Origin of the sequence: Anatilimnocola aggregata (assembly GCF_007747655.1) — a bacterium.
Lineage (GTDB): Bacteria > Planctomycetota > Planctomycetia > Pirellulales > Pirellulaceae > Anatilimnocola > Anatilimnocola aggregata.
In genome coordinates this window covers 82,543-104,162 of the sequence record NZ_CP036274.1, presented here as the reverse complement: position 1 = coordinate 104,162, position 21,620 = coordinate 82,543, and the positions used below count along the sequence as shown (strand labels likewise).

The window sequence follows — 21,620 nt, the reverse complement described above, 5'->3', positions numbered from 1 at the left end:
GCGATCACTGTTGTTCAGCCTGTTGAAATATCGATGGGAGGACGATTTTGTCATTCGCCCGGAGGCCAACTGCATTCGCCGCGGAAAGCTCGGTTAATCCGGTAAGTCGAATCGGTTTCGTTCCGCGGTATTCCGCGAATACCTGCATCACTTCGTCGCCGAGGGTCTGGACTTTGGACAGGTTGAGAAAGCCATCGTTCGATTTCAGCATCGTGGTAGTCAACGGTACGGAGGTCAATTTCGTCAGTCCGTTGAGAAGCATCGTCGAGCGGTGGTGGGATAGCGCTTCGGCGGCTTCGTCGGAAATCTCCGTCAGGCCAAAGAGCGTGAATTTACTGCGGTGCTTCGCCAGTTCGATGGCGACTTCTCGCGAAAGGGTGCGAAGCCCATTGAGCGTGAGCTTGCCTCGGAACTGGGAGAGTTCCCTGGCCACTTCCACGGATATCTTGTCCAAGGCGTTAAGGGCGAGCATCCCGCGGGAGTGCGCGGCCAGCGCTGTGGCAACTTCCGGCGTGACGGTCGTCAGACCGAGCCAGAGCGTAACTCCTTTTTTCTCGGGAGCTAACACCCTGGCAACCTCCGGTGTGATCGTCTGCACGCGATGGAGACGGAGATCACCCTTGCCGTACTGACTGAGGACCTGCGCCACGTCCACGCTCAGTTCGGTAACGCTTTGGAGCAATTCGACGTTTTTGCCGGCAACGATTTCCTTCGCCTGCTCGACCGTGAGCGACATCGGCTTCGGTTCCTGCGCGTGAGCCGAGTGGTGCCCGCCAAGCAGCACGAAGGCCGCCAGGGCGGCGGCGCGATGTAGATCTTGTCGGGAGATCATGACTTATCCTTCTATGCCAAAATGTCAGACAAAGGTCCCTGCGTGGCGTTCTTGTCGAGCGCCAGATCGACGTTGTTGAACTGCTCGCGCTTGTCTCCCACCGCGTGGAGCAGCCCTTGATACAACGTGCCCAGGGTTCGATGCCCTGTGACACCATAGCGAGGATACTCCAGGTAGCGTCCGTTGGCTTTCAGCTGGCCCCCCAGGTTGCCGATAAGAACGACCGGCCATTGCGTGTACGACGGGTGATGCCGGTCGCCGTAATCGCTCATGTAGACGATCAGCGTGTTGTCGAGCACCGTGCCGTCGCCTTCTTTGACGGCGTCCAGTTTCTTCGCCAAGGCGGCGATCCGCTCGGCATGGAACGATCGAATGATTCTCAGCAGTTCATCTGATGTCTTTCCATTCTCGCCCCCACCGTGACCGATGGCGTTGGTGCGCAGCGCCATGCCTAGGCTGTTCCACTGCATGTACTTGTTCCCCGTACAGGCAGCGATCGTGACCACATTGGTCAGGCCCGACAGCAGCGAACTGACGGCCATGTCGCACTGCGCTTCGAGACGGTCGGTCTCGGCCGTGCTTTTGAACTTGTCGGTATTCGGCATGTTCGCCCTCAGAGCGTCCTTCATGCCGGCGATGCCTTGCTGACGGTCCAGCATGGACTCGTAGGCTTCGAGATACCGATCGAGGCTCTCACGCTCCGGTCCAGCCAACCGCGACTGGACTCGCTTAATATCCCCGCTCATGTAATCCATCAGCTTCTTCCGCAGGAACGGAATCTTGGCAGCCTCTCCGCCGGCTGCGCTGCCGAACAGCGACTGGAAGGCGAGTTCCGGCTGGCAATGGAACGGAAGCGGCTTTCCTTTGGACGTGACCGAACAGGAATAATCGACAATCTGGTCGGCACCGGGAGTCAGAGCCAAACCAAGATGCGGCACAACGCTCGGCAATTTGGCTGCCAGCGCCGCGTCGATCGTCTGCTCGATCGGACCGGCCGCGCCGCTGTAGCAACCCAGAGATCCATACTCCGGCGAGTGACCGCGCCCCGAAGCGATCTTGTGCGAAAGTCCCTGAATGATCGTCATGCGGTCCTTGAAGGGAGACAGGGCAATGATCGGATCGGGCAATTTGTACTTCGCCAGGGAATCGTCGATCAGCTTGTCGCTCCCCTTCTCTGGGCGTTCCAGTCCCAGCGGCTGGATGTGGTCGGGGTTCATGCCGTTGCCTTCAATGAAGAAGACGATTCGCCGTGGCGCTGCTTTGCCGGCGGCCTCGGCCGCAAGGCTTCGAAGCACAGGCTGCAGGACAAAAGCTCCGGCGCCGAGGGTGACGCCTTTGAGCAATGATCTGCGGTCGATGATGTTCATGGAATGCTCCTGTTAGCGTGCGGGTTTTGCTGGGGAGTTGGCGGCTTGCTTGTTTGGTTGGACAGGTAAGGTTCGATAGAGGAATGCTTCTGAAGTCAACAGCGACACGACCAGTCCCTTGAAGCTGCCGCCGCTTTCGACGTAGGCCTTGTCAGCCTCTTGCAGTGTGGCACCGTCGCCGACCGTCTCGTTGCGGCCCATGAAATAGCGGAAGACGTAGCGGATGAAGACCTGCCGCGCACGGTCTGACTCAGCCAGTCGGCGGATCAATTCCTGGGCGTTCTTAACGGGGCCATCGAGCTTCGGATCGCCGCTGGCGTAGATTATTCCCGTGCTGTCGAACGGCAACTCGCGATACTCGGGAATCTTCTCGGGCCTCTTCTCGCCTTTGACATACTGCCGGCTGGCGTTGGCTTTGTTCTTGGCAATCGCCGCGTCGTCGGCCAGCTTCTCGACGTCACGAGGGCGGCCGAAGTGGTCGAAAGCCTCGAATGGGAATCCCAAGTCATCAATCTTCTGATGACAACTCCAGCACTTCTGATCTTTGGTGATCTGCATTCGCTGACGCAGAGTCTGTGTTGGATCGTCGGGCAGCACAATGACGACGCCGACCGGAACTTGCGGCACGGAGTGGCCCAGCAGATGTTCCCGAATCCAGAGTCCGCGGCGCACGGGGTCATTGAAGAAGTTCGACGACCAGGCGACCTGCCAACTCGGTTGCATCAGGATGCCGATGCGGTCGCCTGGCAGGTCGACCGGCTGACTGGCCGGCCATTCCTTCAGCCCGTAGGCGGCCTCGACGCCATCTTTGCTCTTGTCTTTCGGGCGTTTGGACGTTGCCAGTTTGTCCGTTGCGGAGTACCCAATCTTCGAGGCCATACTCTGGGATAGTACTTTAGTTAAGCTCGTGTCACCCCCAAGTCCCACGCTTGCGCCATCTCTTGTCATCTTGACACCATTCACAAACGACTTGGGCGTGGTAAGCAGTTCCTTGAGCACGTTCTGGTCTTTCTCCAGGATGCTCAACACAAGCATGTTCGTATCGAGGACCAACTGATCGGCGTTGTGGACGTAGTCGGGCTGGGCGTCCTTGCAGACCTCGGGGGCTCGGTCGTAGCCGAAGTATTCCTGGAAGAACCCGAGAATGCGCGGCTTGTAAACTTCAGGGTCATCGAGGATGCGTCGAACATGTTTCTCGACGTCTTCGCGCGTCTTGAGTCCGCCAGACGCGGCGGCCGCGAAAAGCCTCGGCTCGCGCTCGCCCGAGAAAGCCAGACTGAGCGCGAAGGCAAGTTCGTCCGGCGAAAGCATGCGAACGCCCGGCCGCACCTCGGCTCCGCGACCGATCTCGAAGCGGTGCAGTACCTCTGGCGAGAGGAGCGGTGCCATGAGCATCGTTTTGCTGGCGGAGACCGGGTCCCCGGGCGACTTGGAAGCCTCGTGGTAAAGCTGAATCAGCGACTCGGTTTCATCGGCCGATGGCTCACGCACCAGGGCATTCCGATAGAGCACGCGGATGGCGGTTTCGAGTTGTTCCCTCTTCGGAGCGACCGTCGGATGCAGCAGTGGAGCGAACTCCTCGAAGGCCTGGGCCTGGCCTCCAGATCTGGCCATCGAAGCCCGAACCGAGCCTCCGTTTGTAGACAATTTGTGGCTGGTGATCGCGCCCACGATTTTCTCGGCGTTCCGGATAAGCAAGTCGGTGCTACCCTCGTCGAGCCAATACAAAGCCGAATAGTCTTTGATGCCGGGGTCGGAACGCAGCGCAAACGGTTGGGAGATGTTGCCAGCTTTAACCCGCAGGGACCGGAGGAATCCCGCCGAATAACCTGTGGGCGAAAGCCGCCACAGTCGCGGCGGCGGCGGCACGCTCGGGCCGGGCTTGCCGCCGAACAACTGGGCGTGCGGAAGATGGTTTCCTTCGTCAGGCCGGACTGCTGCCTTATCCTTATCAACCGGCGCGGCCGGCAATGCGTCAAGTCCTTGTTGCAACCACTTTGTCACGCGACGGACAGCGGTCGGGTCGGGCCGGGGTTCGTCCTTGGGCGGCATATCTCCCGCTTCCAACCGCTCCAACGCAGCCGCGAAACTGGCACGCCCCGCAGCCAGATTCGTTCCAAGATCGTCAAGATTCAACTCGCCTTTGTTCTTGTCTGCGTTGTGGCAACGGACGCAGTGAGTCTGCAGAAAGACTTCGACGAACTTCGCGTCGGTTGGCTCCTGGGCGTCTGCGCAGACAGGAACAAGCAACGCGAGCACGAAAGCGACGGTGATAGTGATGATGACTTTCATCGAATGCGTTGCAGCATGGGCGTCACAGCAATTCACGAATAGGCTCTCCAAACGGCAAGATGTGCTGCGGGCGGCCGGTGTAGTCGAGAATGGCGTCGTGCTGGTTGATGCCGAGGTGGCGGTACACGGTTGCCCAGAGATCGTTCGGCGTCAGCGGGCGGTCGACGGGATGTTCGCCTTTGTCGTTCGTCGCGCCGACCACTTGGCCGTGCCGCATGCCGCCACCGCAGACGAGCACCGACATCGCTTGGGGCCAGTGTTCGCGGCCGTACCGCATCCCCTTCGGCCCATCGCTCGACTTGCTGATCCGTGGCGAACGGCCGAACTCGCCGGTGACGACAAGCAACACCTTCTTTGTCAGCGACCGCTCGTGCAGGTCCTCGATCAGCGCCGTCACAGCCTGGTCGTACACCGGGCTGCGTTTGACCGCGTCCTTGAAGTGGTCGTGGTTCACGGCGTGCGTATCCCAGTTGTAGAAGCAACCGTTGATGTTCGGGTTCTCGAAGACCATCGTCACGAAGCTGCACCCGGCCTCGACCAGCCGCCGCGCGAGCAACGCCCGCTGGCCCCACGCGTGCTTGCCGTACCGATCGCGCAGCGCCTGCGGTTCTCGCGACAGGTCGAACGCCTCGCGAGCCTTCGGGCTGGTCATGAGGCTGATCGCCTGTTGGTTAAAGCTGTCCATCGAGGAGAACACTTTGTTGGAATCGACATCGCGACGCAGGCGGTCAAACCCTTGGAGCAATTGCATGCGATCATCGAGCCGTTCCGCGACTTCGGCGTTGATGGACAGGTTCTTGACCTCGAACTTCGCACTGCTGGGGTCGCCACCAAAAATGAACGGTACGTACTTGGGTCCCAGATACGCCGAGCCCATCGCGTAGGTATCCACTCTGTCTCGCCCGCCATCCGCGCCAGCAATGCAGTTGGGCAAGCCGATTTCGATCTTCTCCCGCATCTTCGCGACGATGGACGTGACGGACGGCGCGTCGTTCACTGTTTCCGTGGGCGTGGCGGGAATGCGTCCGGTCATCACACGCTTACTCCCGCCGCCGTGATCGTTGAACGTGTGGCAGATACTGCGAATCAGCGTGTACTTGTCTGCGCACTTGGCATGCAGCGGTAGCAATTCGCACACGTCCATTCCCGGCACGTTGGTTGAAATCGGCGAGAACTGCCCCCGGTATTCTTCCGGGGCGTCCGGCTTCATGTCGTAGGTCTCCAGGTGCGAAGGCCCACCGGCCAGCCAGATGAAGATCACCGACGTATCCGGAGCCGCCGTCACTTGTCCCGCCGCTGCCCGTGCCCGCATCACGTCGCTGAGGCCCAGTCCGCCGACCCCCAGGGCGCCCATTTGCAAAAACGACCGCCGTGAGAATGGTCCGTTACAAGGTGTCAAGTTCATTCGCTGTGCTCCTAAGACTTCACTTCCTCAATTATTCAAGCTCTTCGTCCGGTTACTCGGCACTCCCCAGCATTCCCGGGCGTCCCACTTCCACGAGGTTCTTGATCTCATCTACCGACAAGACGCGGCTCCAGATCGCAAGCTCGTCCACCCGACCACGCAACGCGCGATGCTCGGGACCCACATTCGCGACCGACAACCAATTCCCGAGCCGGCACGATCCGGGACGTAGGACTTGTTCGCTCTGCCAGTGACGCTCGAGAGCCAGGACGCCATTCACGTATACACGATGCGAATGAGTTCGCATCGACAGAACGGAGGCGACATGAGTCCAGAGCCCCAGAGGAACCGGATTCCCCGCGATCCGGTCCTCGTACTGACCCGCGACCGCCACACCACCGCGCGGATGCCCCTGCCTCGTCAACTGTAAGTGGACGTGGCCCAGGTCGTATCCATCGGAGTTCAGAATCGCGTTGAACACGAAGTCCAACCGATCCAGCTTCAGCCACGCGGCGATCGTCAACTCCTGATGTTCGCCGGGAATGTCGAGCTGCACGAAGTCCGTGTCCCGATCAAAAAGTAGCGCCTCTTTGCCGGGCCAACGTCCGGTCGTCCAGCGAGCTCCCTCGATCTGACCGTCGGCCTTTCCATCGTCGTGGAGCGCATTGACCAGCACGTTCTCATCGGCCGTGCGGAGAAACGGATAAAACGCCAACAGCCGATCATTCCCGCGCATCTCGCGTTCGTATTGCTGCCAACGCTGAAATCCAATCGCTCCGGGAGTTGGGAACGCATCCTTGTTAATTTCTGGTACCGCCCCGACGGTGCCGTCCACATAGCGCGACGACTCACCCTCCACGACTTCAGATAACACCTTTCCCGTCCGAGGATCCGCGACGTTCACCTGCCCGTCGAACACGTACAGATCGCTCGCGCCGCTACGCGGATCGACGCGCAGACCAAACTCCGTTCCCAGATCCACGTAGTCCGCCGCGTCGGTGGCAATCGTGAATCCCCGCGCGGTTGGCGGCGCAGTGACGCGCACGTTGCCGTATACGAGCCGAGTATGTTGCGCGTCGCGGACATCCAGCCGCGCCGGACTGGCGATGACAACGTCGGCTCCCTGCGCAAATCGCAAATGTACAATTCCCTTGAGCAACTCGTACTCGCCCGGACCAATGCGAACCCCATCGGGCGCTCGCCCCGCGGCGAATTCCGCTCCCGCTTGATCTACCATGAGTGCTGCAATGGAGTCGGTCGCGGGGGCGGCATTCGTAGTTTCTCGCGGTTGGTGTGTCGCAACGATTTCATTCGGAGCACGATCAACATTCGTACTCGGCCAGAAAAAAGCAACCACGCTGGCGACAATCGTTCCCGCCGCGAAGGCCAGCATCCAGCCAAACCGTGACGCTGGAAGCGAAACGGAAGGCGGCGACTTCGGCGAATTGTCGCCTGCCACTTCCGGCGATAACGCGGCCACGAAATCCCAATGCAGCGCCGAATGTAAACTCATAAATTCCCGATACGCCCGCCGCGCTTGGGGACCGGAACGTAACAGCTCGCTCAGTTGTTGCTCGTCCGCTTCCGAAGCGATGCCATCCACGAGGCGATTGAACAGGGATTCGAGGTCCGCGTCGATCGAATTCATGAGAATGCCTCCTCGGCGATTGTCCTCTGAATGCACTCCAACAACGCGTGGCGGATGCGCCTGAGTCGGTCCGAAAGCGCCTTGGCAGTCACTCCGCCGGCCGCGGCTAGAGCATTTACCGATGCCTCCGGTTCGTAGCGCCGAGCGATCAGTTCGCGTTGCTCGGGTCCTAGCTTCTGCAGACATGACGCCAGCGCGTTCCGCCGAGCCTCAAACGCCCGTTCATCGGCCACCGCCTCGTCCGCAAGCAACTTGGCAAGATCGTCATCAAACACGAGCCGCTGTCGTTGGCGCTGCTTGAGCCACGCCAGCGCCTGCCATTGAGCGAACTGCATCGCCCACGGAAGAAACGGGCGACTTGCATCAAACTCTGCCGATTTCTCCCACAGCACCAAGTTGGTCTGCTGTAAAACGTCATCCGCTTCCGTCGCATTCCAGACCATCGACAGGATGAACGCGTGCAACTGCCGCTGGACGCGGGTGATCTGTGTCACAAATTCAGCGGATGCTGTCATGAGTCTTCAATGTCGCAAAGCGTTTCGCAGTAGGGAGTTTCTGCAGATCCCTGCACACGGAGACGCAGCAGGTTCAAAACCAGTCGGGCCACTCCCCATCCTCATTTAGCCGAAACTCCTCAAATCCCGCGTTGAAATTTTCGGATTTCTCCCCGCTCGGTGCATAGCGACGAGGTTGTTCAGCATCGCCCGCCCGCAACCGCAGCATCATCCAGGAAACCGCAGCATCATCGTGTACTCGGGGAATTTGGCATTCCCGCCACGGACGATGAGGAGGTGATCATCGACCTTGGCTTCCAGAAACGCCGCCCGTAATTTCGAGATGGCTTTGCGGAGACGATGGCCCGCTTTCGCATATTCTTCCCCAGTCGGGTCCATGTCGCGGGTTGTTTCTAACCCATCAACCGCTCGTTGCACTTCGGCCAAGCCTTCCAATTATGGCGGACACCGAGGTCACGGCGAGCATATGTAACACATTGGCAGATTTCATCGTCGCCGAAATTCGGACCAAACACACCCTCAGAGCTGACTGCCGTCTCACGCTGCGTTAGCGAAAGTGAAATAGTACACCGAAAGCAACTCTCTTCGTAACGACTCTCGCTCACAGTCGCTTTGTGAAGTAGATACGACGGTCGATTGGCTTTTTTGGGGCGATTCGATTACAACATTTTATGGGGTCTGCGATTATGATAGGTTTGAAGCAATTTGACTTGTCGGGGCGCGTTGCGGGCGGCTCGAAGGGATTGGGATTGTCGATGGCCACCGGCTTAGCGTCGGCCGGCGCCGAGATCGTGATCGTCAGCCGTCACGAGGCTGAAGCAAAAGCGGTTGCCGAGCAACTGGCGACACAGTTCGGTCATCGTGCGATCGGCGTACAGGCAGACGTTGCGGTCGAAGCAGATACCAAAGCTTTGGCTGACCGAGTGACGCAAGAGTTCGGCCGCATCGACATTCTGATTAACAATGCGGGCATCAACATCCGCGGTTCGATCGACTCCTTAACGCTCGATCAGTTCCGCCAAGTTCAGCAGGTAAACGTCGAAGGCGTGTGGCTTACGTGCAAGGCGGTCATTCCTCACATGAAGTCGAACAAATCGGGACGAATTATCAATCTTGCCAGTGCCCTTGGAGCGGTGGGCATGCCCGATCGCACACCGTACTGCACGAGCAAAGGGGCGGTCGTACAGATGACTCGAGCACTGGCTGCCGAGTTGGCACCGTTCAACATTACGGTGAATGCGATTCTGCCCGGGCCGTTTCTCACTGAGATGAACGTGCCGGTGAAAGACGATCCACAATTCAAGCAATTTATCCTTGGTTCGACATCTCTCGGACGTTGGGGCGAGTTGCACGAGATTCAAGGTGCGGCGCTGTACCTGGCCTCAAACGCTTCGAGCTACACCACGGGATGTATGCTGGCCGTCGACGGGGGATGGACGGCGCGATGAACCGGGAGCACGTTCAAACCGACGACACCTCCCGTCGCTGATGGCACTTTGGCTGCCTTATTGCCTAGCCAAAGTGTTCTGCCCGTAATCCTCGGCCCGGTGATACTCGTAGGTGGGCATCGCTTAGCTCACCTGGTTCCGCAGCGGCCGGCCTTGCAACGCGCGCAACACCTCCAGCGCACCTTTGGTGCGGAATTCGTCGCAACCTTGCTCGCAATAGAACGCGGTGTGCGGATTGAGCAGCAGGCGGTCGTGGGCCGGGTGGGCCGGATCGCGCCAGGCGCGGAGCACAGGCGAATCTTCCGGCGGCGGTTCTTGTTCGAGCACGTCGATTCCGGCTCCGGTCAGATGCCCATTAGCTAATGACGCGACCACGGCGTCCGTGTCGACAACGCCTCCGCGCGCCGTGTTGACGATGATCGCACCGGCGGGCAACAGGGCGAGTTCCGCGGCGCCGATCATGTTACGCGTTTGGGGCGTGAGCGGACAATGCAGGCTGAGAATGTGACTCTGACGCAGGAGTGCTTCGAGTGAATCGACGCGGCGCACGCCGAGCGTCTTTTCCACACCGTCACGCAGCGGCGGATCGTAGATCACCACGTCAAACCCGAACGCTTTAGCCCGCAATGCCGCAGCCGCTCCAATTCGTCCGCAACCGACGAGGCCGAACACTCGGCCCCGCAGCCGCTGAATCGGTGTGGCCTGATCCACGTTCCACGCACCGACGCCGCGCCGCAGTCGACTATTGAGAAAATGCGTGCCGCGCGCCAAGGTGAGCGCCATTCCCAAAGCTGAATCGGCGACTTCCTCGGTGCCGTAATCGGGCACGTTGCAAACGGGAATGCCGCGTTCCCGAGCGGCGACGATATCGATGTTGTCGTAGCCGACTCCAGGCCGCACGATCACCTTGCACTGGCGGAGCCGCTCGATCTGCTCGCGGCCCAAACGCAGATAGTGATAAATCATCACCGCGTCGGCATTGTCAAGTTGACCGTCGAGCTCCGCTTGATGTTTGATGTCCAGAGCGATCACGTCCGCGTGGCCATTCAGCACGCGACGCTCGCACTCCAGAGGTTCGGGGATCAAATCGGTCACGACGACTCGGGGCAGCTTGCTCACATTCGGCCTTTCTTACTTGGTCGAAGAAATGGGAAGGATAATTCGCGATAGTGCGGCGGGGCGATGATGCAATTGCTCCGTGGCCATGGCTGTCTTGTCGCTGAAGATCCCCTCGGCTGTGTTCGGATTCCGATCGAACAGCGGAAACAGCGAGCCACAAACATCGACACGAAGTTGATGGCCTTGAGCGATTGTCGCGGCGCAAGGTCCGAGGTCGACCCTGATTTCGTAAACCTCGCCCGGCTTCATCAGTTCGGGCTTGAGCAACGACTTTCGATAGCGGCCGCGCAAAATGCCGGTCGCGAGATTGATCGCCGCGCCGTCGGGCCGAACATCGACGATCTTCACGACCCAGTCGGCGTCCGGCGTGTCGGTGCTGACGAAGAGTTTCGCTTCGAGATTGCCAGCGAACGTCAGCGGCTCTGTAAGAGGAGTCGTACTGTAGACGAGCATGTCATCGCGGTCTTCCAACGCCGACTGATCGACCGGTCCCCACACGGCGGCTTTGATCGGTCGCGTCGCCGTGACCGGGCAAGCAGGCACTGGAATTGCGGGATCGGCGCGGAAGGTATCGGCGGGTTGCTCCTTCGTCGGAGCTTCCCGCGAAATCCGACCGGTTCCTTTGCGAGTGTTGGCTTTGCCATCGGAGTGTAGGAAGAACGATGTCGGGGTGACACCTTCCGGCGGCCACTGCTGCGCATCGCGCCACACATTGTCTCCCATCGAGAAATAACGCACTGGTGGGAACGACTTCGCCTGTGCAGCAGGATCTTGCTTCAGATGACGATCAAACCAATCGAACTGAATCGCGGAGATGTCGAGCGCCGCCTCGGGGCCAAAGTCGACTTCCGCCACCTGTGACTTCCCGATCGTGCCATGATCCCACGGACCGAGCACGAGTCGCTGGTTTTGCCGCGTCGTCGGATCTCGTGCCTGAGTCTGCATGATCACGAAATTGTCGACGGACTCGCGCGAGAAAAAGTCGTAGTAGCCCACGACATGCAACGCCGGGAGTTGCAGTTCGGGCAACCGTGACGTCAGATCGAGCCGCGTCCAAAAACCATTCGGCTCGGGGTGGGTGAGATATGCATCGAGCCAAGGCATCGGCCAGCCGATTGCCTCGTCGACATCGCTAAGAGGCAGACGCATCAAGGCGTCGTTCATATCGCGTGGCTTCAGTCCCTCGGGCTTCGGCGTGTTGCCTGCAATCCAGTTTGAGATGAGCGACAACCGCACCGCGCCGCCCAGATAGAGGTTCTTGTAAAAACTGCTCCACGTTGCTTGTGGAGCGATAACCGCCAGCCCTGGTGGATTCTCGACAGCCGCCTGCCATTGTACCGCGCCGACATACGAACCGCCCACCATACCGACACGCCCATTACACCACGGCTGACGTGTTAGCCATTCGATCGAGTCGTAACCATCCTGTCCTTCGTTGTTGTACGGAGCCAGCACCCCTTCTGATGCCCGCGTGCCACGACAGTCTTGAGCCACGAACACATAGCCCGCCTTCACCCAACGCTCGGCGATTCCCTTCTGTTTCGTACGATCATAAGGAGTGCGAATGAGCACGACGGGAGCCTGCTTCACAGCGTCGTCGCGATAAACATCGGTGGCGAGCTTGACGCCGTCGCGCATCACCACGTTGAGCGTTTCCGTTTTGACCTCTGCCTGCACCGAACTGCAGAGCACCAGAGTCATAAGAATGGCGAGGTTGGCTTTCATCGAGGATCTCATGTGTTGATTTCGTTTAGGGTGCCGGTGCTCGAACCAAAGGCATCGGTTTCGACCCCCAGACGTTGCAGCATGGTCACAAACAGGTTGCACAGGGGCGTGTTGTTGTCGCGCTTGAAGGCCAGATGCTGACCGTTCCGGAAGCCGCCGCCCGCGAGCAGGATCGGCAGGTTTGTGTTGTCGTGCGTGTTGGAGTCGCCCATGTTGCTGCCGAACAGAACCATCGTGCGGTCGAGCAGTCGTGCGTCACCGTCTCGCTTGTCGGCGAGGCTTTGCAGTAGCTTCTTCAACAGCGTCATCTGTCGGCGGTCAGCCTCTTCAAGCTGCCTCACCTTGTCTGCGGCCTGTCCGTGATGGCTCAGATCGTGGTAACCGGTCGTCGAATGCTCTTTATCGCCCAGTTTGAAGGATGGCGTCGCGAAGGCATCGACCATCAGCGTCACAATGCGAGTGGAATCCGACTCCAGCGCGAGCCGGGCCATTGTAAGCATCAGGTCGAACTTCTCGAAGAACAGCTTCTGATCCTGAATGTCCGCTGGGGGCAATTGCGTCGTAGTCGGCTTGGGCCGCAGTTCCCACTCGCGTGCCGTGTAAAGTCGCTGTTCGATCTCGCGGACGGAGGTCAGGTACTGATCGAGCCGTGATTGATCGTCGCGGCCAAGTCTTTCGCGGACCTGCTTCGTGTCATCGAGCAACGTGTCGAGGATGCTGCCGCGCTCTTCCAGCTTCTTGAGTTGCGTCTGAACCGCGGCGGCATCCCCTTGCACAAACATCTTCTGGAACAGAGCGGAGGCTTTGTCTTCCGCTGGCAGTAGCACTCCGTCGCGTGTCCAGGCCAGGCTGCGATTCGCCTTGTCGATGTTCACACCAAGATTAAGTGTGGGAAAACGCGTGACCGGACCGAGCTTTTCGGCGGCGAACTGATCGAGCGAAATCTGATTGCGAAAGCCGCTCTTGGTCGGTCCACGCGCCGCTGTGAGGAAACAGTTCTCGGTGCTGTGCCCGCCAACGACACCGGGATGCGAGAGGCCGCTGAAAATCGTGAAGTCGTTGCGGAACTCAGCCAGTGGCACGAGGTATGGAGAAACCTCGTAGTCGCGCCCATTTGTTTGCGGAAAGAATGGTTTCGGCAGCACGCCGAGATTGTTCGAGATGAGCAACATGCGTCGGGGACTTGCCGACTCCGCAGCTCGAAGTGATTTCGGCGACAATGAATCGAGTAACGGCAGGGCGAGCATCACACCCGCACTGCGCAGAAAGCGGCGACGATGGAGGCGCTGGTCAGTCACGAGGCCGCTCCGATCCGAGGAAAATCCTGCTCTGCACAAATGCATGCAACAGATCGCGCACGCGGTAGCCGTCGGCGGCACAACCATCGAGCATCGCATCGATTTCGACGCGGTCGGCGAATCGCACGGGGGTGCCGGTTGCGTACAGCGTGAACTGATGCAACAGATTGCGAGCAAGGTGTCGCGGGTTGGAGGCGAGGATGGCTTTCAGTTCGCGGATGTTCTGAAAACGGCGGCCATCCCGCAGTTGCCCTGCCGCATCAACGGGTTCGGCGAGCGTGTAGACGAAGTCGTGTCCCGCGCGGTCGATGCCCGTAATGCGTTCACCCTGCTCGACACCCCGATACCGCGTCCGCCAACCTCCGAAGATGTCGAAATTCTCCAAGGCAAGACCGACCGGATCGAACCTGGCGTGACATCCCGCGCAGCTCTCGGATTTCGTATGCAGAGCCAGTAGATCGCGAATCGTCTTCGCGCCGCGGATGTCGGGTTCGACGGCTGGCACACTGGGCGGCGGCGGTGGCGGCGGCTCGCCGATCAGGCGTTCCATGATCCAGGCGCCGCGAACGACGGGTGAAGTGGATGTCCCGTTCGCCGTGACTTTCAGGATGGCCGCCTGAGTCAACAGGCCGCCGAACGGACTGTCCGGGGGGAGCGCGATCTTGCGCATCGCTGAGCCGGTGATGTTCGTTGCGTCCGGCAGTCCGTAGTGCCGGGCGAGTCGATCGTTGACGAACGCGAAGTCGGCATCGACGAGCACTCGCGAAGGCAGATTCTCGCGGATCATGGCCGTGACAAAGGCTCGCGTCTCCATTTCCATCGACTCGACGAGATAATCGTCGAAGCGGTACTCGGGATAGAGCCGGATGTCGGGCTCATCGCGTCGGATATGCCGGAGACTCAGCCAGTAGTCGGTGAAACTGCGGATGAACCGCTCGAAGCCGGCGCTGGCGATCAAGCGGTCGGCCTCGCCGCAAAGGATTTCCGCGTTGCGAAGTCGCTGCGTTCGAGCCAGCTCCAGCAACTCGGTATCGGGGCGCGAGTTGATGAGGAAGTGCGACAACCGCGAAGCGATGGCGTAGTGATCGTCGGACCGCTCGGGTTCGCGCAGGTATAAAAAGTGGCTCGAGCACAAGAAGGCCTTGTAGCCCGCCAGCACGGCGTCGGTGAAAGGCTCCCGCGACTCGAGTCGTGCTTGGATCAGCCTCTCGAATTTCTGAATCGCGTCTTCCGGCACGGGTTCGCGCGCCGCAAAGTTCACAAAGCGTCGGAGCAGGCGACTGGCTGCGACACGATCCGCGTTCAGACTGTCTGCCGTTGGCACTTCTGCCCCTGGTTTGTTGACAAGAGGCAAGCCTATCCCGCTCTGTTCATCAAGCAGCACGCGATGAGACGCGGGCGGCCATTCGTCGGAGGAGATCGGGCCTTCCACTTCCAGCCACTGAAACGCGACACCCGGCTGACCTTCTGCGGGGAACGGCGGATAGCGATAGGTCGGCGGGCCGCCGTCGACGTTGCGGGCTAGAGGCACGGGCAGCCCCAGCAGGCTGTATTCGAAGGTCTCGCGTTCGCGCAGCCGGATCGTGGTCTCGTAGGTCGCGACCGTTGGCTGAATATCGATGATGCCACCTGTCGCGCGGACGTCGCCGGAGACATCAGGACCGGATGGCTTGCGGGCTCGAAAGGTCATCGGCACGGGCTGCGATGCGGGCTTGAGTTCGTAACCCTTCACCTGCAACACCGCACGAGCCGAAAAGCGAACGCGGTACTCGCCCGGTAGCTTGACGATAAAGCCGCGCGGGTAGCCGTAGTACGGCCAGTGCGCCGACCGAAACAGCGCGAGTTCCACCGCCGGATCGTCCTTCAACTCATCCAGTTGCTTGCCGTCGACGGCCTTGTAGTCCTTGGTGAAGAACATCGCCTCGCGTTCGCCGAAGGTGGATCGTTCTGGAAAGAGGCCCGTCGCGACCGCGCGAAACTTCGTTACCGGCGGCGGCTTGGGACCGTTGGCCATCGCTTGTCGCAACGCGGCATCGGCGGCATCGAGATAGGCGGCCAACTGCACGCGCGACATGTCGAGCGTTTCCGAAGTCTTGTTGAAACGATGCCCTTCGCGGTCTTCGGGAAGCATGTCCCGAATATCCAACTGCGGCAGCTTGAGAACATCGCGCAGGTTCTGCTCGTACTCATCCCGATTCAGCCGCCGCATTGGCCCGCGACCGTGCGCCTTGATGTCGGCTAGGTCTGCATCATGAATCGCTACCTTGAGCGACTTCACCAACACCGCCCGCGAGTCCTTTGGCAGGTCATCAGCGTTGGGAGGCATCTCGCCTTTCCCAATGCGATCGTGAATGCGCACCCAACGATCGCGCACCGCTCGATTACTCAGCTCAAACGACAACACCGTGAGATCCAGCCCGCCTTCGGTTGTCTCTTTATCGTGACATCCAAAGCACGAATGCTTGAGCAACAACGAAGCTGATGGAGGGGGCTCACTAGCGCAGGCAAAAAGCGGAATGAAGAACACGCCGCCAAGGACCAGTCGATTCACGCCAGGATCTCCTTCACCACCGAGCCATGCACGTCGGTCAGGCGGAAGTCACGGCCGACGTGGTTCCAGGTGAGGCGAGTGTGGTCGATGCCGAGCAGGTGCAGCATCGTCGCGTGCAGGTCGTGGATGTGGATCTTGCCGTTGATGACGCGATAGCCCATCTCGTCGGTCTCGCCGAATGTGAAGCCCCCTTTCACGCCGCCGCCGGCCATCCAGGCACAGAAACTCTCGGGCTGATGTTCACGTCCGTGCTTGTCGATCGGAGCGGTGCCACTGAGATCCTGGCTCCACGGCGTGCGGCCGAATTCGCCGCTCCAGAGGACCAGCGTGTCGTTGAGCAAGCCTCGCTGCTTCAAGTCCTTCAGCAGCCCGGCAACCGGTTGATCCGTCTGATTGCAGAGTCTCGGCAGGTTTCCGCGAATGTCGCCGTGATGGTCCCAGCCATCCATCGTTACCTGGACGAAGCGGACGCCCGACTCGCTCAGCTTGCGAGCTAACAGGCAAGCACGGCCGTGCTTGTCGGAATCCTTGCCGCCGATTCCGTACCGTTCGAGTGTTTCTTTCGATTCTTTCGAGAGGTCGACCAGCTGCGGCGTGGTGGTCTGCATACGGAAGGCGAGTTCCATGTTTTGGATCATCCCTTCCATGTTGGCGTCGCCGTGCAAATCGTCGATCAGCCTCTGATTCAGACGCTTTGTCAAATCGATGCGTTGCCGCTGAACGGCCTCGCTACTCGATGCATTCCGCAGGTTCTCGATCGGCAATGTCTTGTCGTTGAGCGGCACTGTCAGCGGTGTGCCTTGATGTTCCGCGGGGAGAAACCCAGATGTGTATGTTCGCAAGCCGGGTGCGTGAATGCTGACGAAGCTCGGCAGGTTTTGATTTTCGGTTCCGAGTCCATAACTAATCCACGCGCCCATCGAAGGCCGCACTTCGGTGAAGACACCGGTGTGAAACTGGTTCGTCGCACTGGCATGTTGCGGGTTGTCGGCGTTCATGCCGCGCAGCAGGCAGATGTCATCGGCGACACTCGACAGCTGCGGCATGAGATCGGAGATCATCATTCCCGACTCACCTCGCGGCTTGACGGGTGCCATTGCTCCGAGGGCCAGATACTTCTCCGTGCCAACTTGAATCACTTCCTTCCGCAACGGCGAATCGATCTTTTGACCATGTCGCTCGCGGATGAAATCCTTGGGGTCGAACAGATCCATCTGTGAAGGCCCGCCCGCCATGAACAGAAAGATGACGCGTTTCGCTTTGGGTGTCATTCCCGGAATGCGCGCATTGGTGATTGCAGCGGCATGAAGAATATCGGCCAGAGCCAACGAGCCGAACCCGCAGGCGGAACTTTGTAGCATTCGTCGACGTGAGAGGTGGAGTGCATGTGACATGTGGTTACCTGTTCCTGTCGTGCTTTCTGGAAGTCGCATCATTCGTTTCAACAGATGGGCCATCGCTTACACAAGCCCTTCGAGCGGACCGGTGGCGGAGCCGAAACGCTCGACCTCGACGCCTCCATTTCGCAGCATCGAAGTGTAGAGATTACAGAGCGGCTGTTGATCCTGGCCCATGAGCGGAATCTTTTTCTCGGGGTTGAACTTCGAGTCCGGCGCGGCGTTGAGTTCCTGCTTGACTTCTTGGAGATAAGGCTGGTTGAAGGCAAGATGCCGGCCGTGTTTGAAACCGCCGCCGGCGAGAATGGCGGGCAGATTGTAGGTCCAATGGGTATTGCCGTCGCGCAGATTGCTGGTCATCAACACCATGGTGGAATCGAGCAACGTGGAGCCTCCCTCTTTGGAGTTTTTAAGCTTGGCGAGTAGACCGCCGAACGCCTGAATTAATTCCACTTCAACCTGCCGGCAGGCGGCGAGCTTCTTCGGCTCCTTGCCGTGATGAGACAGATCGTGATGCATGCCGAAGGTCATCAGGCTGACTGCACGGGTGGAGTCCGTGACCAGCGCGAGATGGATCATGTCGATCATCAATTGGAACTTCGCCTTCTGCAGTTGATTGTCGCTAATGTCTTTCGGTTCGCCGCCGACGGCCTGGGGCTTGGGGCGATTCACCCATTCACGCGTCATCTTGAGCTGGCGTTCCACATCGCGAACCGATTCGAAGTACTCTTCGACGCGTTGTCGGTCGGCGGTGCCGAGCTGACGATTGAGGTTCTTCGCCCGGTCGCCGACTAAGTCGAGCATGCTGCGCCCTTCATCGATGCGGTGCAGTTCGGCTTCCATCTCCGCGGGAGTGGCGGCGAGGAACAGTTTCTTGAATACCGCCGAGGGGCGGTCCATCGCGGGAATCGCCACGCCGTTGGAGGTCACCGAAAGCGATTGGCCTTGCGTAGTGAGCACGAAGCTCTCGTAGCGAGTCTCACCACGAAATCGCGCGGCGAATGCTTGGTCGACCGAGATCGTGTTTTTGAGATTGTAAGAATAGTCGGGATAAGGCGCACCGGTGAGCATGACGGCCTCGGCCTTGTGTCCGCCGCCGCCGGTGTTGGGATGACTCAAACCGCTGATCACCGTGAAGTCGTTGCGATAGTCTTCGAGATGAGTAAGGTGCGAGGGCAAGACGTAATCGCTGCCTGTCGCAACAGGCACGAACGCCGTCGGATCAAAGCCGAAGGGGACGCCAATGCAGACCATGCGTCGCAGCGGAGAGGTCGGCGCATCGCCGAAGCTTTTCGAGGGGAGCATGGAATCAAGCAACGGCAAGCCTATGGCAATGCCTGCGTTCTTCAGAAAGTGACGGCGTGGAAGTGATATCACGATTGATTTCCTGGAGTTCGGGTCTGTTTGGCGGGAGAGTTCGTGAGCTATTTCCGAGTGACGAGTTCGCTCTGCACGACTTCATGAATGAGAGTGCGAAGGCCGAATTGCGACGATTCGGCTTTCTTCAGAATGGTATCGACGATTAGTTCGTCGCCGACCTCCACACTCGCTCCGGTGGCGAAGGTTGCGAGCTTGCGGACGAGGTTGCGAGCGAGCATATCGGGTCGCGCAGCGAGGGCGGCTTTGTAGGCTCGTACATCGACGACCTCCGTGCCGTCGGGAAGCCGGCTCCGCGTGTCAACCGAATGGCCTTTAAGATATTTCACGCCGCCGTAATGACCGCCGAAGAAGACTCGCTCGTTCGGCAATTTTTGGCCGGTTTCCGTCGTGCGGTAGTAGTCGCGGTAACGCCCGATCGGATCGAATGCCTCAAGCACGAAGCCGGGCGGATCGATCTTCTGATGACAGCCGGCGCAGCTCTTCACCGATTGGTGCTTGGCGAGTTGCTCGCGGATGGTGGTTGATCCGCGCGTATCGGGTTCGATGCCTCCGGCATTCGGCGGCGGAGGCGGAGCGGGCGTGCCGACGATTCGCTCCAAGAGCCACACGCCGCGCAGGACCGGCGATGTGTTCGCTCCATTGGCGGTCACTTTGAGAATACTCGCCTGCGTGAGCAATCCGCCGCGAACGCTCTCTTCAGGCAAGTCCACTCGACGCAGGCCGGCACCTTTCACTCCCGGTAGGTCGTAGTGTTCGGCCAAGCGTTGATTGAGAAACGCATGCCGCGCCGAGACGAGCGTTGCCGCTCCGAGATCACGCTCCACGAGATCCCGGAAGAAAGCGCGCGTTTCGCCCACGATCGAATCGTGTAGTAGCACGTCTTGCCGTCCGTCGTGAATGGCCTCGAAGTATTCGGGAAAGAGATCGCGGTCCGGCGTCGTTGCGTCGATCTCGCGCAGGTTGAGCCAATGAGCCGGAAAGTCACGAACGAAATTCTCAAAGCGCGGCGAGGCGAGCATGCGAGCGACTTCGTTACGCAACACATCGGGTTTGGAGAGTTCGCCCTTGTCTGCGAGGACGCGCAACCGGTCATCGGGAGCCGTACGCCACAGAAAGTATGAGAGTCGCGAGGCTAACTCATGGCTCTTTAACTTCGGCTCGCGCTCGACCAGAAACAGAAAGTCGGGCGAACAGAGCACGGCTCGATGCGCGGCATTCATCGCGACTTCGAGACACTCGCCTTTCGCCAGTCGCGCGCGAGCCATCGCGTGATAGAACTCGACCTCGTCGACGGTCGCGGGCCGACGAAAGGCGCGGCTCATGAAACGCGTGAGCGCCTCGCTCAAGGCGGCTTCGGCCTTCTCTGTCGGCAATCGCACGGTGAGCGGATCTTTAAGCGCTCGGCCCGCTCGCACCGGACGCAGAATCACATCGGGCACTCGCGCGGCTTTCGCGATCTCGACAGCCGGAGCCGACTCGGCTTCATTCCCGTAAAGCAGCCGATGCCCCGCCGGCGGCCAGCTCTCCAGCAGCGGTCCGGTGATCTCAATGGGCTTCACCACGATTGCAGGACCAACCGTGGCAATGGGCGGATTGGGGTTGTTGATAAAGTGCCAACCTTTCGGAATCTTCTCCGGCTTGTCGGGCAAATACACGCTGTAGCCCGAGTCGATCCGCACTTTCGCCATTCGATAAGGCGCGATGATGATCGTCTCGCCGCGCTCAAACGGACGAGTCAGCTCAACAACGCTCTCTTGGCGATGCTTCGCGTCGAAGTGCCCGAGCAGTTCCTTCCGCTTTCCGCCGGCAGCGACCCAAACGCTGAAAATGAGATCCTCGCCGTCGGTCGTGTCGCGCGATTCCGTCGCGACGCGAATACGATATCGCCCCGGTGTCTCGCGTGTTACCGCTTCAAACTGTCGCAGAGCAACGGGCACTTCGATGTGCGTGTCGAGGAAGAAGTGCAAGTCCTCGCCGTGTAGGTTGCATTGCAGACGATTGTGGGCGTAGGCGGACCACGGCTTTTCCGCCTCGTGATTGAAAGCGAAGCGATGCGTTTTCGTTTCCGGCCGCGCCTGCCGCGCGCTCGCCGCTTCGATCGCTCGATCCGCCGCCGCCATGTACTGCTGAATGTGAACGGGTGAGATGCTCAACGCTTCCGTCTGATTGCCGAACCCATCGCGCAGATCATCCTCAGGCAACAGATCGCGCAGCGGCGTGTCGATGTCGAGCAGATCGCGAACCGTGTTCTCGTACTCGAGCCGTGTCAGCCGACGCACCCGCACACGTCCGGCTACGCGGTGACGAATCTGCGCGTCCTCATGAAACGCAGTCTTCAACGCCGTGAGCGCCGCGCCGATCTCCGTTTCCGGAAGGCGTGCCGCGTCCTTGGGAGGCATCTCGCCGCTTTGCACCCGCGCCAGCACGCGACTCCAAGCCTTGTGATTCGCCGAGTCGGCAAGTTCCTTTCCGAGAAGATCGGCCCGGAAGCCGCCCTCGGTGGTCGAGTTGTCGTGACACTCCACACAATGCTTTTTGATAAACACGAGCGGCAATTCACCAGCGCCGGCGGGTTCTACGGCACGCATTGCGAGCAGCAGGGCAGTGAGCAGAGTGAGGGTGGGTTTCATGAGTATAAGTCGT

At 59.8% G+C, this 21,620-nt stretch carries 15 protein-coding genes; 1 reads left to right on the top strand and 14 read right to left on the bottom strand.

All coding sequences use genetic code 11. The annotated features are described in order from the left end of the window. Positions 1-4 precede the first annotated feature (4 nt). From ETAA8_RS00385 to ETAA8_RS34260, 7 genes are all read right to left on the bottom strand, one after another. Positions 5-832, bottom strand: coding sequence for a hypothetical protein (locus ETAA8_RS00385; protein WP_145083233.1), 828 nt, complete (start codon positions 830-832; stop codon positions 5-7). An 11-nt stretch (positions 833-843) separates the two neighbouring features. Beyond that, positions 844-2,199: a DUF1552 domain-containing protein gene (locus ETAA8_RS00380; RefSeq protein ID WP_145083230.1), complete on the bottom strand. Its 1,356-nt coding sequence runs from the start codon at positions 2,197-2,199 to the stop codon at positions 844-846. A gap of 12 nt (positions 2,200-2,211) precedes the next feature. Next, on the bottom strand, positions 2,212-4,491 hold the full coding sequence (locus tag ETAA8_RS00375) for a DUF1588 domain-containing protein (protein ID WP_145083226.1): 2,280 nt from the start codon (positions 4,489-4,491) through the stop codon (positions 2,212-2,214). A gap of 22 nt (positions 4,492-4,513) precedes the next feature. Then, on the bottom strand, positions 4,514-5,896 hold the full coding sequence (locus ETAA8_RS00370) for a DUF1501 domain-containing protein (protein ID WP_145083223.1): 1,383 nt from the start codon (positions 5,894-5,896) through the stop codon (positions 4,514-4,516). Positions 5,897-5,948: 52 nt separating this feature from the next. Next, entirely contained in the window at positions 5,949-7,544 is a 1,596-nt protein-coding gene (locus ETAA8_RS00365) for a LamG-like jellyroll fold domain-containing protein (protein WP_145083220.1), read from the bottom strand. Then, positions 7,541-8,038, bottom strand: coding sequence for a sigma-70 family RNA polymerase sigma factor (locus ETAA8_RS00360; RefSeq protein WP_202921465.1), 498 nt, complete (start codon positions 8,036-8,038; stop codon positions 7,541-7,543). The genes ETAA8_RS00365 and ETAA8_RS00360 overlap by 4 nt, the downstream gene beginning before the upstream one ends. A 228-nt stretch (positions 8,039-8,266) precedes the next feature. Further along, positions 8,267-8,476, bottom strand: coding sequence for a hypothetical protein (locus tag ETAA8_RS34260; RefSeq protein ID WP_202921464.1), 210 nt, complete (start codon positions 8,474-8,476; stop codon positions 8,267-8,269). A 254-nt stretch (positions 8,477-8,730) separates the two neighbouring features. Between ETAA8_RS34260 and ETAA8_RS00355 the strand changes: the two genes are divergently transcribed. Then, on the top strand, positions 8,731-9,507 hold the full coding sequence (locus tag ETAA8_RS00355; RefSeq protein WP_145083214.1) for an SDR family NAD(P)-dependent oxidoreductase: 777 nt from the start codon (positions 8,731-8,733) through the stop codon (positions 9,505-9,507). A 123-nt stretch (positions 9,508-9,630) separates the two neighbouring features. Here the strand turns inward: ETAA8_RS00355 and ETAA8_RS00350 are convergent, their stop codons facing one another. The 7 genes from ETAA8_RS00350 to ETAA8_RS00320 form a co-directional block, all read right to left on the bottom strand. Further along, positions 9,631-10,626: a C-terminal binding protein gene (locus tag ETAA8_RS00350; protein WP_145083211.1), complete on the bottom strand. Its 996-nt coding sequence runs from the start codon at positions 10,624-10,626 to the stop codon at positions 9,631-9,633. 12 nt (positions 10,627-10,638) lie between these two features. Next, positions 10,639-12,363, bottom strand: coding sequence for a CocE/NonD family hydrolase (locus ETAA8_RS00345; protein ID WP_238397644.1), 1,725 nt, complete (start codon positions 12,361-12,363; stop codon positions 10,639-10,641). Beyond that, complete coding sequence (locus ETAA8_RS00340) at positions 12,360-13,649, bottom strand: DUF1552 domain-containing protein (RefSeq protein ID WP_238397643.1); 1,290 nt, start codon at positions 13,647-13,649, stop codon at positions 12,360-12,362. Before ETAA8_RS00340 ends, ETAA8_RS00345 begins: the two co-directional genes overlap by 4 nt. Beyond that, the gene (locus ETAA8_RS00335; RefSeq protein ID WP_145083202.1) at positions 13,642-16,200 is read right to left on the bottom strand and encodes a DUF1592 domain-containing protein; all 2,559 of its coding nucleotides are present in this window, start codon (positions 16,198-16,200) and stop codon (positions 13,642-13,644) included. Before ETAA8_RS00335 ends, ETAA8_RS00340 begins: the two co-directional genes overlap by 8 nt. Continuing rightward, positions 16,197-17,594 (bottom strand): DUF1501 domain-containing protein, encoded by a 1,398-nt coding sequence (locus ETAA8_RS00330; protein WP_145083199.1) that lies wholly within the window; start codon positions 17,592-17,594, stop codon positions 16,197-16,199. Before ETAA8_RS00330 ends, ETAA8_RS00335 begins: the two co-directional genes overlap by 4 nt. A gap of 66 nt (positions 17,595-17,660) precedes the next feature. After that, positions 17,661-18,974, bottom strand: a complete 1,314-nt coding sequence (locus tag ETAA8_RS00325; protein WP_145083196.1) for a DUF1552 domain-containing protein — start codon at positions 18,972-18,974, stop codon at positions 17,661-17,663. Positions 18,975-19,021: 47 nt separating this feature from the next. Continuing rightward, on the bottom strand, positions 19,022-21,607 hold the full coding sequence (locus ETAA8_RS00320) for a DUF1592 domain-containing protein (protein WP_145083193.1): 2,586 nt from the start codon (positions 21,605-21,607) through the stop codon (positions 19,022-19,024). Between the last annotated feature and the right edge of the window lie 13 nt (positions 21,608-21,620).